The organism is Candidatus Pelagibacter communis (assembly GCF_001179945.1).
Classification (GTDB): domain Bacteria; phylum Pseudomonadota; class Alphaproteobacteria; order Pelagibacterales; family Pelagibacteraceae; genus Pelagilacustribacter; species Pelagilacustribacter ubique_A.
The window spans coordinates 1-13,640 of sequence record NZ_CVSG01000068.1 but is presented as its reverse complement, the minus strand read 5'-3'; the positions used below and the strand labels follow the sequence as shown (position 1 = coordinate 13,640).

Annotated in this window: 14 protein-coding genes and 1 pseudogene; 4 read left to right on the top strand and 11 right to left on the bottom strand. The window is 28.6% G+C overall.

The window, feature by feature from the left end; genetic code table 11:
- Positions 1-33: 33 nt before the first annotated feature.
- Genes lexA through AMN78_RS02115 form a run of 3 tightly spaced genes read left to right on the top strand, consistent with a single transcriptional unit; the run spans position 34 to position 2,884 of the window.
- The gene (gene lexA / locus AMN78_RS02125; protein ID WP_075533951.1) at positions 34-708 is read left to right on the top strand and encodes a transcriptional repressor LexA; all 675 of its coding nucleotides are present in this window, start codon (positions 34-36) and stop codon (positions 706-708) included.
- A gap of 19 nt (positions 709-727) precedes the next feature.
- Positions 728-2,116: a glutamate--tRNA ligase gene (gene gltX / locus AMN78_RS02120; RefSeq protein ID WP_075533950.1), complete on the top strand. Its 1,389-nt coding sequence runs from the start codon at positions 728-730 to the stop codon at positions 2,114-2,116.
- Entirely contained in the window at positions 2,117-2,884 is a 768-nt protein-coding gene (locus AMN78_RS02115; protein ID WP_075533949.1) for a PD-(D/E)XK nuclease family protein, read from the top strand.
- A gap of 1 nt (position 2,885) precedes the next feature.
- On the opposite strand, the gene AMN78_RS04190 is transcribed toward AMN78_RS02115, so the two are convergent.
- Both AMN78_RS04190 and AMN78_RS02105 read right to left on the bottom strand, forming a co-directional pair.
- Positions 2,886-3,515 (bottom strand): hypothetical protein, encoded by a 630-nt coding sequence (locus AMN78_RS04190; RefSeq protein WP_075533948.1) that lies wholly within the window; start codon positions 3,513-3,515, stop codon positions 2,886-2,888.
- Between the two features lie 240 nt (positions 3,516-3,755).
- Entirely contained in the window at positions 3,756-4,685 is a 930-nt protein-coding gene (locus AMN78_RS02105) for a histone deacetylase family protein (RefSeq protein WP_075533947.1), read from the bottom strand.
- Positions 4,686-4,767: 82 nt separating this feature from the next.
- On the opposite strand from AMN78_RS02105, the gene AMN78_RS02100 reads away from it, so the two are divergent.
- Complete coding sequence (locus AMN78_RS02100) at positions 4,768-5,172, top strand: gamma-glutamylcyclotransferase family protein (RefSeq protein ID WP_179850599.1); 405 nt, start codon at positions 4,768-4,770, stop codon at positions 5,170-5,172.
- Here the strand turns inward: AMN78_RS02100 and lpxB are convergent.
- The 9 genes and pseudogenes from lpxB to AMN78_RS02055 all read right to left on the bottom strand — a co-directional run.
- A complete protein-coding gene (gene lpxB / locus AMN78_RS02095; RefSeq protein WP_075533946.1) occupies positions 5,144-6,274 on the bottom strand; it encodes a lipid-A-disaccharide synthase in 1,131 nt (376 codons plus the stop codon). The genes AMN78_RS02100 and lpxB overlap by 29 nt on opposite strands.
- Positions 6,271-7,326 (bottom strand): PQQ-dependent sugar dehydrogenase, encoded by a 1,056-nt coding sequence (locus tag AMN78_RS02090; protein ID WP_075533945.1) that lies wholly within the window; start codon positions 7,324-7,326, stop codon positions 6,271-6,273. Before AMN78_RS02090 ends, lpxB begins: the two co-directional genes overlap by 4 nt.
- Positions 7,323-8,114 (bottom strand): LpxI family protein, encoded by a 792-nt coding sequence (locus tag AMN78_RS02085; protein ID WP_075534048.1) that lies wholly within the window; start codon positions 8,112-8,114, stop codon positions 7,323-7,325. Before AMN78_RS02085 ends, AMN78_RS02090 begins: the two co-directional genes overlap by 4 nt.
- 7 nt (positions 8,115-8,121) lie before the next feature.
- Positions 8,122-8,901: an acyl-ACP--UDP-N-acetylglucosamine O-acyltransferase gene (lpxA, locus tag AMN78_RS02080; protein WP_075533944.1), complete on the bottom strand. Its 780-nt coding sequence runs from the start codon at positions 8,899-8,901 to the stop codon at positions 8,122-8,124.
- The gene (gene fabZ / locus AMN78_RS02075; RefSeq protein WP_075533943.1) at positions 8,901-9,353 is read right to left on the bottom strand and encodes a 3-hydroxyacyl-ACP dehydratase FabZ; all 453 of its coding nucleotides are present in this window, start codon (positions 9,351-9,353) and stop codon (positions 8,901-8,903) included. The genes lpxA and fabZ overlap by 1 nt, the downstream gene beginning before the upstream one ends.
- Positions 9,350-10,312 (bottom strand): UDP-3-O-(3-hydroxymyristoyl)glucosamine N-acyltransferase, encoded by a 963-nt coding sequence (lpxD, locus tag AMN78_RS02070; protein WP_075533942.1) that lies wholly within the window; start codon positions 10,310-10,312, stop codon positions 9,350-9,352. The genes fabZ and lpxD overlap by 4 nt, the downstream gene beginning before the upstream one ends.
- Positions 10,313-10,318: 6 nt before the next feature.
- Positions 10,319-10,840, bottom strand: coding sequence for an OmpH/Skp family outer membrane protein (locus AMN78_RS02065; protein ID WP_075533941.1), 522 nt, complete (start codon positions 10,838-10,840; stop codon positions 10,319-10,321).
- A 2-nt stretch (positions 10,841-10,842) separates the two neighbouring features.
- Positions 10,843-13,071, bottom strand: a complete 2,229-nt coding sequence (bamA, locus tag AMN78_RS02060; RefSeq protein WP_075533940.1) for an outer membrane protein assembly factor BamA — start codon at positions 13,069-13,071, stop codon at positions 10,843-10,845.
- Positions 13,064-13,640 (bottom strand): annotated as a pseudogene (locus AMN78_RS02055) (1-deoxy-D-xylulose-5-phosphate reductoisomerase); the annotation flags it as partial. The pseudogene AMN78_RS02055 and the gene bamA, both read right to left, overlap by 8 nt.

Below are 13,640 nucleotides of genomic sequence, written 5' to 3'. Positions count from 1 at the left end.
TTTTATAGAACATAGATGTACGAGGTTTGTTCTATGCTTACAAAAAAACAAAAAAACTTATTAATATTTATCAATAAGAAGATAAGATCTTCAGGTATTTCTCCGTCTTACGAAGAAATGAAAAATTCTCTCAACCTTAAGTCGAAATCAGGAATACATAGATTAATTTCTGCGTTAGAAGAAAGAGGTTTTGTTAAGAGATTAGCACATAAAGCAAGAGCGTTAGAAGTTGTGAAATTACCAGAAAACGCTAGCGCAAATGACATATTTAATACATTTACACCAAGCGTTATCAAAGGTGGATTAGATAAAAATGATAATAAATCTACTGATGTTTCAGTATTAGGAAGTATTGCTGCTGGTACACCAATTGAAGCTATTCAACAAGAAGTTGATAGAGTTGCTTTACCAGAAGATCTTCAAAATAATGGCGAGCACTATGGCCTTAAAGTAAAAGGTGACTCAATGATAGAAGCAGGTATTGCTGACGGTGATACAGTTATTATAAAAAAAGTTTCAAATGTAGATAATGGTCAAATTGCAGTAGTCTTAATAGACGACCAAGAAGCTACTTTAAAAAGAGTAAGAAAAAAAGGGAACACTATCGCTCTTGAAGCAGCAAATCGAAATTACGGAACTAAAATTTACGCTGCAAATAGAATAAAAATTCAAGGTAAACTTGTTTCTTTATATAGAAACTTTCATTAAAATAGTCTAATTAATATTAATGTCTTTTAATTGTAGGTTTGCGCCCTCTCCTACTGGGCCTCTTCATATTGGCGGAGTTCGAACAGCCTTGTTTAATTGGCTTTTAGCTAAAAAAAATAAGGGTAAATACTTTCTTAGGATAGAGGATACTGATAAAGAAAGATCAAAAGACGAATTCAAAAAACAGATTATTACATCTTTAGCTTGGCTTGGAATTGAACATGATGGGAATGAATATATTCAATCTAAAAATATATCTAAACACGTTGCGGTTGCAGAAGAACTTTTAAAAAAAGGTTTTGCATATAAATGTTATTGCTCTGAAGAAGAAATTACTGAACAAAAAGAAAAATGCAAAAAACAAGGGATACCATATTTTTATAATAGAAAATGGAGAGATGCCAAAGATTTAAAAATTCCAGAGGGAGTAAAACCAGTATTAAGATTTAAAAGTAAAATATCAGGAAATACAATTATTAAAGATTTAGTTCAAGGTGATAGAAATATTTCAAATTCAACTATTGAGGATTTTGTAATATTAAGAAAAGATAATTCCCCGACATACCAGCTCTCGGCCACGGTTGATGATCATGAAATGAAAATAACCCATGTTATTAGAGGGGATGATCACATGATTAATTCTTTTAAACAGAGACAAATTTATGAAGCAATGGGTTGGGAAGTCCCAAACTTTGCACACATACCTCTAATTCACAGTGAACATGGAAAAAAATTATCAAAAAGAGATAATGCTTCCACCCTTGAAGATTACATTAAAATTGGAGTTATATCAGACGCTTTAAGGAATTATTTATTAAGATTGGGATGGTCCTACAAAGATAAAGAAATTTTTACTAAGCAAGAAAGCATTGATTTATTTGATTTAAGTGGTGTGGGTAAATCTCCTTCAAAATTAGATATTAATAGAATTTATTCAATTAATGAAACGTATATAAAATCTATTGATGAAAAAGATCTTTTTGAATTTTTTAAGGAATATGTTTCAAAATACAAAAAAACTATGGATCAATCAAAAGAAAATATACTTTTAAAATCAATGAGCTTCTTAAAGAATAAAGCAAAAACTCTAGAGGATATTTGGAATAATGCCCAATATATTATTAATGATAAAATCGAGATTGGCACAGATGACAAAAAACTTATTGATGATTTATCTAAGAAAGTAATTAAAGACTTTACTAATGAGTATGAAAAACTATCCACTTTATCTAGAGAGGCCTTAGAGCCGATAATTAAATCTTTAATTGATAAACATAAGACTAATTTTAAAGGTGTGGGACAACCTATAAGAATAGCATTAGTGGGATCAAGATTTGGGCCAGGTATATATGATGTTATTTTGTCTTTAGATAAATCAGAAGTAATTAAAAGACTTAAACAAATTTAAATGAAAGACGCTGTATCTTTCAGAACAAGAAAATCTTCTATTTACGATAAAAAATCGAATTCTCCTTTTAAAATAAGTAGATCAAAGTTTTTTAACTTTCTAAGTTGTAAAAGATGCTTCTATTTAGACCGTGTTAAAGGCTTGAAGGAGCCTTCGATGCCAGGCTGGGCTTTAAACGTTGCTGTAGATGAACTTTTAAAAAAAGAATTTGATTTATATAGAAAAGAGCAAAAGCCTCATCCCATTATGGTTAAACACAAGCTCAACTTTGTTCCTTATAAGCATAAAGATTTTGATATGTGGAGAAATTCTTTAAAAGGTGGCATTTCATATTTGGATGAAAATACAAACCTTATTATTCATGGAGGAGTCGATGATATTTGGTTCGATTTAACCGAAAAAAAATTAGTTGTTGTAGATTACAAAGCTCAATCTTCATTTTATCCAGTAACTGTATCATCTTATCTCGATACTGAGTGGCATCTTAGTTATAAATTGCAAATGGACATATATGTTCATATCTTAAGAAAAATGAATTTTAAAGTTTCAGACCGAACTTTTTTTTATGTATGTAATGGAGAGAAAACAAATAATAAATTTGATAATAAAATAGATTTTAAAACTACACTAATTCCATACCGAGTAAATACAGATTGGATAGAGAAAAAATTAATTGAAATGAAAGATGTTCTAAACTTAGATGAACCACCTAAAATTGAAAAAACTTGCGAAAAGTGTGCTTATCTTGAAGGTGGAAAAAAATTTTAGTTTATCTGTTATTATTTTCATCATCATTATTAGATGATTGATCTGTATTTTCTGGTTGAGTATCTTCTTGAGTAGTTTCTGTTGGTGTTTCCTCTTGAACTGGTTGCTCTGGTTCTGGCTGAGGTTCAGGAGTTGGTTCCTGTGATTGAGATCTTGCAATATCTGCTGCACTTTGTGGAGCTGGCTCTCTTCTCATGAAGAAATATATTCCAGCAGCAATAACTGCAATAGCACCTAGAATATACAACATGATATTTACAATACTTAATCCTTCTTTTTCTTCCTCAATAGGTGTTTCTTCTGTAACTGGTTTCACTTCCTCATCTTCAGGTTTAGCATCTTGCTCCTGGTTAGCTTCAGCGTTAACTTGTTCTTTTGGCTCTTCAGTTTGAGGAGCTGGCTCTGGTTCTGGCTCTGGTTCTGGCTCTGGTTCTGGTTCTGGTTCTTTAGCTGGTTCTGGCTCCGGCTCAGGTTCTGGTTCGGGTTCTGGTTCCTTTTTAGGCTCAGGCGCAGGCGTTGAAACTTCCGTTTTAGGTGCTTGAGCAATATCTTCTCTATCTTGTGTTTGAGGATTTATTGCACCTGTTACAACAAGTATTATGCCAGCAGCTATAACTATAAAAGGATCCATGAGTCGGATTCTAAACTTTTGATTTATTAAATCACCTTTATATGTGAACGATTTGGGCGTTGTGTGAATAAAAAAAATACATAAATATTGATATTTTTAATGGAAATTGTTCCTAAATATTTGATATCATAAACTATGAATTCAATATTTCTTTTTTTTATAACGGCATATATCATTTATTACCTCTTCAAGCCTGTTACAAAAAAAGAAATAGAGAAATTTGAAAATCCTGATAACTGGTCAAATATGGGTCTTTAAAGCTTTAAGGTGTTCAATTATACTTTCAGATAAAGCTTGTAAATCGTAACCACCTTCTAGAAAAGATATTACCCTTCCTTTTGAATGAATATTAGCGATATCAACAATTTTTTTTGTGATTAAAAGAAAATCATTAGATTCAAGATTAATGTTAGCTAAAGGATCTCTTTTATGTGCATCAAAACCAGCAGAAATCAAAATTACTTCCGGTTTAAACTTTTCAATAGGTGATAAAACTTTTTTTTCGAAAATTTCATGAAATTCTTTACTTTTTATACCTGCTTTCAAAGTTGCGTTAAAAATGTTTCCAACTCCAGTTTCATTTTCAGTTCCCGTCCCTGGAAATAATGGAAATTCATGGGATGAAGCATAAGCAACTGAGCCATCTTTATAAAAAATTTCTTGAGTACCATTACCATGGTGAACATCGAAATCTATTATTGCAATTTTATTGATTTTATATTTTGTTTGTAAATATTTAGCTGCTACTGCAACATTATTGATATAACAAAAACCATTTGCTCTAATTGTCTCAGCGTGATGACCGGGTGGTCTAATTGCACAAAAAACTCTTTCATTTTTATTCATTAAATCATCACAGGCAGCAATACCTGAACCGCAGGATCTTAAAATTGCATTTTTGCTATTTGGACACAGCATTGTGTCCGCATATGGCTCTTTTTCAACTCCTATAATTCCCTCTTTTGGTATTTTTTCAAATATTTGTTCAATATATTTTTTTGGATGCACCAAAGATATAGTTTCTATATCTGCTATTGGCGCATCTTTAAAATTTATATTAAGGTCAGATGACTTAATTGAATTCATTATACTATCTATTCTCTCTTTTCTTTCTGGGTGATTTTTTCCATTGTATTTTAGGAGACAATCTGTATGAGAGTAAACAATCATAATAGTAATTAAATCATTTGATAAGAATTGTTTAAATAAATAATATATATTAATATTATCTTATTTAAATTAAAAAATAAAAGTGAATATTTATTATTTCGCATATGGTACTAACCTAAATAAAAAAATATTTTTAAAGAAATTTAAAGAAGCAAAATTAATTAAAAAATACAACTTAAAAAACTTTAAAGTTGTTTTTAGAACTAAATACAAAATTCCAGATTTACAAAAAAAAATTAAATCTAAGGTTCCTGGAGTGATTTACAGAATAAACAGAGATATTGAAAAAAAACTTGATAAGTATGAAGAGTATCCAAAAGTATACATTAAAAGATATTTTAAAAATAAAAATAGTAAAATTATGTTTTATTTTATGAAAAAAAAATCACCAGAAGTAAAGCCAAACGGTTATTACTTTAAAATTATGATGCAGGGTTATCGGCAAAATAATTTTAAGTTTATAAATACTTTTTCAAAACATCTCTAGCTTGATCTGCAGAGGAGATCGTGCTTTTGAATTCATTTAAAATTGATTGAGTTTTTTCAACTTGATTTTTAATTTTACTAGGTTCATCAATGTATAAGCTTACAGTTTTAAATATATTATCAGGATTACATTTCGTTTGAATCAATTCTGGAATTATTTCTTCCTTTGCCGCAAAATTTATTATATTAGCATATTTTATTTTAACTAGTGATTTTACTATTAAGTAATTAATAAAATTCATTTTATAAATAATTACGGATGGAATTTTAAATTTACAAATTTCTAGAGACACAGTTCCTGATTTTGCTACGGCAAAAACTGATTTTTTTAAAGTATGTGATTTTATTTTTTCATCGCTAATAACCTCGCAATTAGAAATATTTTCGTCCTTTACATAAGAATTTATTAGTTGAGACAGTTCTTGAGTTGAATGAAAAATATATAAAAAATCTTTATACTTTTTATTCATCATTACAATGAATTTTATTAAGATTGGCATAAGTATTTCTACTTCAGACTTTCTGCTTCCAGGAAAGACCGAAATTATTGCTTTATTCTTATCTATAATTTGATTTATATCAATTTTACTTTCGGTTGTTTCATCTAGAAGCGGATGACCTACAAAGTCGTTATTAATATTTTCTTTATCAAAATAAGGTTTTTCAAAACTAAATAATAAAAGGATATGATCTATAAATTTTTTAATCTTTTTTACTCTACCTTCTCTCCATACCCATACTTGTGGCGCAACATAGTGGATAGTTTTTATTGAGGGATTTTTTTTTTTTACTTTTTCGGCTACTCTTAGAGTAAAATCTGGGCTATCTACTGTAAATAGTATATCTGGATTAAAATCTATTATGGCTTTAACGGTTTCATTTATCTTTTTATTTATCTTAAATATATTAGAAATTACATTTGTAAATCCGATATATGTAATCTCTTTTAAATTATAAATTGATTTAATTCCCAAAGCTTTCAAGCTTTCGCCACCAACACTTAAATAATCAATATCTAAATTATCTTTTTTTAATTTACTAATAACTTTTGATGCTAATTTATCTCCTGATGCCTCACCTGTTAAAATGAATATTTTTTTCATTTATGCATTCTCCAAAGTACACCCTTATCGGTTAAAAGATAAAGATCACCAGTCTCATGTATCTTGATATCCCTTATTCTCCCAATGTCGCCCTTAAACACTATTTTCTCACTAATAAACCTCTTTTTATCAAACTTTAATATTCTTAAAGATTGATCCTTAAGTGAGGTTATTATAGCGTTACCGTTCCACTCTTTAAATGTTTCCCCTTGATAAATTACCATTGCACTTACCGCTATCGAGGGCACCCAATATTTGATAGGCTTTGTGTATCCTGGTTTCCATTTTGGACCAATTTTAGTACCTGAATAATTCGTACCTCCCCATCCTAAAATTTTCCAACCGTAATTTTCTCCAAAGTTAGCTGTGCCAAACCAGTCGCCTCCCCTAGCGCCATGATTAGTTAAATAAATCTTGTTATCGAAAGGTGAAAGTGACATGCCTTGCGGGTTTCTTACACCGATTTGGTAGATTTCTGGAAGCCATTCTTTTTTATTAAGAAATTTAGGATTATCTTTTGGTATAGATCCATCTAAATTTATTCTGATTATACTTCCAGGATGTTTGGTATGATCTTGAGCAATCATACCTTGGCCTCTCTCTCCGGCTGTAATATATAAGTGTTTATCTTTTATTACTAATCGAGAGCCGAAATGATATCCTGAATTAATTGGAGGCTCTGCTCTAAAAATATTTTTAAAGTCCATTTTATATTCATTAAAATTTGCTCTTGCGACCGAAGTGCTTGAATTTCCATTTAATCTATTTTCTGAATAAGAAATATAAACAACTTCATTTTTATATAATACATCTAACAATCCCCCTTGGCCGTCCTCTAAAACATCGAGATTGTGATTTATACTATTTACCTTTTCTTCAAATATATTTATTATCTTTAAAGTTCCAGGTTTTTCCGTAACAAGTATATTTTTATTATCAATAAATGATAAACTCCATGGGCGTTCGAGACCATTAATAATTCTTTCCAATTTAAATTCATTTGCATGAAGTTTTGTACATAGAAATAGGATTATAATTAAAACTTTTTTCATTTAACTAAAATAAACATTTTATTTTTTTTTGCGAATTGAATACTTTTCATTTTATTTAAAAAAATGTTCAAATTATGCTTTAAAACTATACCTTTCAGACCTGCTTTTTTACATTGCTTAAAAGTTTCTAGACCTATTGTTGGAAGATCAATTCTTTTGTCTTGTTTTTTTTTTGGAAATTTTATTAAAACTCCGCTTTGAATTTTATTAATCTTTTTAACACTAAGTATCATAGACTTTGTTCCACTTCTGCCCTCTAAAGCTATAACTTTATTATTTCTACAAACTACACCTTGTACGAAAGAAAAATTTCCAGATTTTTTAAGAGCTTTCTCACCACATCTTATATCTTTTTTATCTTTAAAATTTGGTTTTATTGATGAGTAAATACCTTTTGATAAACTTATTTCTGGAGTATACTTATTCGAACTTACAGTTCGAATATTCTCGTGTCTTAAAATTTTAATTATCTTTTTTAATATAGCTGCGTCTCCTAATTTCGAACTTTTAATAATTTTTGGCAGATAATAAATACCTTTTAAGTCTAATTTTACTGATTTAAAGTTTGGTTTTGATACTTTTCCAGCAAATAATACTTTTTTGCAATTGTTTGATTTTAAGATAGAAATTATCTTGCCGAATTGGCCGATTGATACAGAATAAGAATTTTTATCTTTTTTGAAAATTTTTTTTTTAGTTAAATCAATAATAATATAATTGTGTTTTTTTTTGACTTCTTTTAAAATATATTTTGGAAATTCAGTTTCCCCAAAAATTAACCCAATCATAAATTTCTTAGTTTTGTGGTGAACAAATTGGTCTTTTTTTATCTTTTTCAATAAATTTTATAACTTCAGAAACAAGCTCGTTATCTTTAAACGCACCATTAATTTTGCTTAAATTATCATGTAAATTTTTAGATGCGAATATGTCCTTATATGCCTTATCAAGTCCAATTATTTTTTGATTATCATATTTATGTCTTCTTAGACCAATTAAATTTAAACCTTGCAAATAATTTCTGTTTCCTATTGACAATCCGAAAGGAATTACATCTTTAAGAACACCTGTCATTCCACCTATCATTGCTAGTCTTCCTATTCTTGTAAATTGTTGTACAGCTGAATTACCTCCTATCACCACCGAATCTTCGATAGTTACATGTCCTCCCAGTGGAACATTATTTGCTATAATTACATTGTTTCCAATTTTACAGTCGTGCGCTACATGGGATGAAATCATAAACAAACAATTATTGCCAATTTCTGTTTTTGATCCCCCTCCTTCAGTACCAGGATTTATTGTTACATATTCTCTTATTAAATTATTCTCTCCAATTGTTAGACTATTTTCTTCTCCTTTATATTTTAAATCCTGAGGCTGGGTTCCTATACTTGCAAATGGAAAAATTTTAGTTCCGCTGCCAACCCTTGTTTCTCCTTCAATATGCACATTTGAAATAAGCTCTACATTTTCATTTAGTTCTACTCCTGGACCGACATAACAAAAAGGTCCAATTTTTACATTTTTTGAAATCTTTGCTTTTTTATCAATTTCACTTGTTTTATGTATCATTATTTTCTTTCAACTATTGTTGCTGACCACTCGGCATCAGCCATTCTTTTACCATTAACTTTGGCTGTTCCTTTATATTTCCAAACTCTTCCATGAGATCTAATAGCTTCAATATCTAAATGTAATTCACAATCTGGTATAACAGGATTTCTAAATCTCGCTTTATCTACTCCCATCAAAAATACTAATTTATTTTCATATTCTTTTTTATCAATTCCGTGGGCTGTGAGTGCAGCAGCAGCTTGACCAAAAGCTTCAACAATTAAAACTCCGGGCATTACTGGTTGATTGGGGAAATGACCTTGAACATAAAAACTATTTTTTTTTACGTACATGATCGCAGTTGCAGATTTCAAAGGGACTATATTTATTAATTTATCTATTAATAACATTGGCTCTCTGTGAGGCAATAAACTTTCAATCGTTTTTTTATCTATTTCAGTCTTGCTCATTTTTTATTTTTTAAAAAGTCTCTAAAAGGGACAGCGGGATATCCCATTACTATTTGATTGTCTTCAATATCCTTAACTACACCACTTCCACCACCAATTTTAACATTATTACCAATTTTTAAATGACCAGAAACACCAGCTTGACCACCAATAGAAACGTTGTTTCCTATTTTTGAGCTTCCCGCAAAACCAACCTGCCCAGCAATCATACAATCAGATCCAATTTTTACATTATGAGCAATATGAACTTGATTATCTAAATAAGTATTTTTTCCAATTTCTGTATCATCAATAGATCCACGATCGATCGTGCAAGAGGTAGCCATTTCAACATCATCGCTTATAACTACTTTACCAATATGCGGAAATTTAATATTACGTTTATTTACCGGGATGAATCCAAATCCTTTTTGCCCGATTTTGCAATTATCTTGCACTATCACTCTATCACCTATTAATGAATTTTTAATTATTACACCTGATCCAATCACACAATCTTTTCCTATCATTACATTTTTTTCAATTATCGAATTAGATCCAACGATTGAATTTTTACCTATTTTAACATTTTGACCAATTAAAACATTATTACCAAATTTAACAAACTTATATTTATTTACTTTAGGAGCTTTTAAACTTAAATCAGGGTAGTCTATATCAGAAAAAGGATAGATTTTTTTTAAAACAATTGCTAGCTCATAAAGTACATTTTTAACAATAAGGCTTGGTAAGTTGTTTGGTAGATATTTTTTGAGCCGTTCAGTTGTGATGCATAAACCTCCTTGTGTTGATAATGCGTCGTGCTTGTATTTAATAGAGTCGAAAAAAGTTATATCCTTTTTTTTAGCTAAGTGTAAAGGTTTAATAGAGTTAATATAAAAATCTTTATTTATTTTAATTTTTGGAAATAATTTTTTTACTTTAAATTTTTTTTTTTTGAAGAATAAATTTGAATCCATCCAAATTTAATTGAGATTAATTGATTTAAGCTTTTTATTAAGTAGTGCCATTATATCTTTTGTGATGTCTAAAGTCTCATCAGCTAACAATATATTTTTTTTATCTATTACCATTCTAATTTTTTTTTCATTCATGTAATTTTTTATTATTGGGTTTAAATTATTAAGTATTTCTTTCCTTGCTTTGGCTCTTTGTTTTGCAACATTTTCTAATAATTTACCTCTCTCTTTTTGGATTTCTGATACTTTATTTCTTAGTTCAGAAACTTTTTTTTTATACTCCTCGGCTGAAATAATTTTTTTTTGTTGGATAATTTTTTTTTCATCTTCTTGAAAGCTTTTTTCTTTTTTTTTTATATTTTCTATCCCACTTTCTAATTTTTTTTTTAAAAAATTTTGAGCTTTTTTCCCAGCATCACTCTCATTTAAAATTAATTTGAAATCTAGATAGTGTGGAGCCTCAGCATATAGTGAGAAATTTAGAGAAAAAAAGAATAAAACAATAATTAATACTTTTTTTATATTCATTATTAAAAAGTAGTTCCTAGATTAAAAGTAAAACTCTCGGTAACATCAGTGTCTGCTTTTGATAGATTTTGTGAAATTACAAAATTTAAAGGTCCGATTGGAGATAGCCAATTCACAGTAACTCCAGTGCTTGATCGTATTTTATTGCTTTCATCAATTGAGCTATCATAGTCTACACCCCAAACATTACCAAAATCTAAAAATAAACCTACATCAGCATTTGAGTTTTCTGGCAAAACATTAGGAAGATTAGTTTCAAAATTTAAAGCTGCAACGTAATTTCCGCCAACATGATCGCTACCATCTACCGGGCCAACCTTATTTTTTTCGAAACCTCTTAATCTCGACGAGCTAATTCCTCTACGTTTACTTATTCTAACATCTTCTCCGCCTAAGCCATTAATACTTGCAATATAAATTTTTGTTGAACCAATGATATTTTCACTTAAAGATTTATAAAAACTTGAGCTGATAGTATTAGTTATAAAAGCTTTATCAGCTGCAATTGGAATTGATTGTCCAAAAGAAAAAATCGATCCACTAGTTGGCATAAAAGCCTTATCTCGTTTATCAAAAGTAAAACCATAATTTCCTGTTAACTCACTGTATGTACCGTTTTGTTTTTTTAATGAAGCTGAGGCACTGTCCTCTGTTTGTAAATCATCATGACTTGCTTGCAATCCTAGACGTACTTTAATATCTTTATATTGCTCAAAAGAAGTTCCAACAGCTGCAGCAATAATTGAGTTTTCAAAACCTAAATCAGGTTTATCGTTTCTTTCGCTTAAAAGAGAGTAAGTAATTGAGTTTCCTAAAAAATTATAGTTTGGATCAGTATAACGAAAATCTCCTATAAGAGACTCCTCGTCTGCTTGAATCTCTAAACCGACTGACTTTCCTTGTCCTAACCAATTATTTTCCTTTATATTAAATGCTATAGTTCCACCCGATGTACCTACACCTGCACCCGCACTTATTTCACCAGTTGGTCTCTCCTCAACATTGATGTCAATTATTTTTAAATTATTTTCACTTCCATCATTAATTTCATAAGTTACATCGTTAAATATATTTCTTGCTTTAATTTTTGCTATTGATTTTTCTAGACTTAGATTAACAAATGGATCACCTTCATCTAAAATAAGTTCTCCCCTAATTACATCTTCATTTGTGACATTGTTGCCGGTAATATTAATTCTCTCAACTAAATTTCTAGGACCTTCGTAAATATTTAAAGTGATATTAATAGAATCGTTATTAATATCTTCTTTAACGTTATGCTCAACAAATTGTAAATTATTAAATTCAATTAGTCTATCTAACTCTTCTAAAAGTTTCTTAATTTTGAAAGGTGAGTAATAATCACCAATATATTTTTTAAATTCTTTATTTAATGGAAAGAACAGGTTTTTGTCAAAAACTTCATCTATATTAGTAGAAATTTTATTAATTGTGTATCTGGTTCCTTCCTCAATAGAGTAGACTAAATCTGCATTACCTGCTTTATTGATTTCAGCAATATTTGAAGTTATTTTTATATCATAGTAACCAAGTGACTTATAATAATTTGTAAGTAATCTTCTATCTAAATTAATTAAATTCTCACTTAAATTTGTGTTATTGGAAAGTACTTTCCAAAATTTATCTTCTGAACTTGCGATGACATCTCGTAATCTTCTAGATCTTATATTTTTATTACCAATAAATTTTATAGAAGAAATTTTAGTTTGTTCTCCTCTTTCAATTTCAATAAGTAAATCTAAATTATCTTTATCAATTTCTTTAATTTTTGCATCTACTTCTGCAAAATTATAACCTAAAGAGGAATAAAGTTTTTTTATTATATCAATATCTTTTGCTAAATTTGCTTTTATAAAAGGCCTTTTAGATTTTATTTGAATTAGTTTTTTTATTTCTTCAACATTACTCTTTTTTGGTTCACCTAAAATAATCAATTGATTTACAAAAGGATATTCTTTTACTACTATTTTAAGAGTTTTATTATTTAAGTTAATTTCAATATTCTCAAAAAAATTAGTTGAGTTTAGATTGCTTAATACTTTATTTAATTCGCTTTCTGTAAAATTTTTATTTAATTCTACCTCTCCATAAATTTTAATTGTTTCATCAGAAATTCTTTTATTACCCTCAATAATAACATTTTCAATCACCTCAGCTTTTAACGCTGAAAAAAATAATAAAAAAAAGGATAAAATAATTTTTTTAGTCATCTATTTTCAATTTTTTTTTAATGTTTTCTCTTGTCCATTTATCAATCTTAGTGATTTCATGAATATTTTTAGGTTTTCTTATAGCATATTTTTTGTAATTTCTATCATTTAGTATCTTCAATATGGTTTTAGAAATGCTCAAAAAAGGTATCTTTTTATCAAGAAACAGTTCAACTAATATTTCATTAGCCGCATTTATTATAATGGATGTTGATGGATATTCATTAGCTCTATTTTTCAAATTGATTACAGGGAATATCCTTTTGTCCACTTTATCAAAAACGAGATTCTCTAATTTATTTTTTTTCTTTTCGGTCTTGTAAAATTCTTTTATATTTAACTTTCCATCAAATATTGCATTAGCTAAAGGAATTATCATTGATGTATCATGATATATAAATGTCGTTAATCCATTTCTTTTTTTAATAATTGCGTGAACAAGAGAATTAGGATGAATTACTATATCCAATTTATTATTAGGTAAATCGAATAGTTTTTGAGCTTCAATTAATTCTAAAATTTTATTCATTAGAGTTGATGAATCAATTGTAATTTTTTTTCCCATTTTC

Bases quoted from the DNA above. Each gene is read 5' to 3' on its own strand.
- lexA (WP_075533951.1), top strand. From the start codon at position 34: ATGCTTACAAAAAAACAAAAAAACTTATTAATATTTATCAATAAGAAG.
- gltX (WP_075533950.1), top strand. From the start codon at position 728: ATGTCTTTTAATTGTAGGTTTGCGCCCTCTCCTACTGGGCCTCTTCAT.
- AMN78_RS02115 (WP_075533949.1), top strand. From the start codon at position 2,117: ATGAAAGACGCTGTATCTTTCAGAACAAGAAAATCTTCTATTTACGAT.
- AMN78_RS04190 (WP_075533948.1), bottom strand. From the start codon at position 3,515: ATGGATCCTTTTATAGTTATAGCTGCTGGCATAATACTTGTTGTAACA.
- AMN78_RS02105 (WP_075533947.1), bottom strand. From the start codon at position 4,685: ATGATTGTTTACTCTCATACAGATTGTCTCCTAAAATACAATGGAAAA.
- lpxB (WP_075533946.1), bottom strand. From the start codon at position 6,274: ATGAAAAAAATATTCATTTTAACAGGTGAGGCATCAGGAGATAAATTA.
- AMN78_RS02090 (WP_075533945.1), bottom strand. From the start codon at position 7,326: ATGAAAAAAGTTTTAATTATAATCCTATTTCTATGTACAAAACTTCAT.
- AMN78_RS02085 (WP_075534048.1), bottom strand. From the start codon at position 8,114: ATGATTGGGTTAATTTTTGGGGAAACTGAATTTCCAAAATATATTTTA.
- lpxA (WP_075533944.1), bottom strand. From the start codon at position 8,901: ATGATACATAAAACAAGTGAAATTGATAAAAAAGCAAAGATTTCAAAA.
- fabZ (WP_075533943.1), bottom strand. From the start codon at position 9,353: ATGAGCAAGACTGAAATAGATAAAAAAACGATTGAAAGTTTATTGCCT.
- lpxD (WP_075533942.1), bottom strand. From the start codon at position 10,312: ATGGATTCAAATTTATTCTTCAAAAAAAAAAAATTTAAAGTAAAAAAA.
- AMN78_RS02065 (WP_075533941.1), bottom strand. From the start codon at position 10,840: ATGAATATAAAAAAAGTATTAATTATTGTTTTATTCTTTTTTTCTCTA.
- bamA (WP_075533940.1), bottom strand. From the start codon at position 13,071: ATGACTAAAAAAATTATTTTATCCTTTTTTTTATTATTTTTTTCAGCG.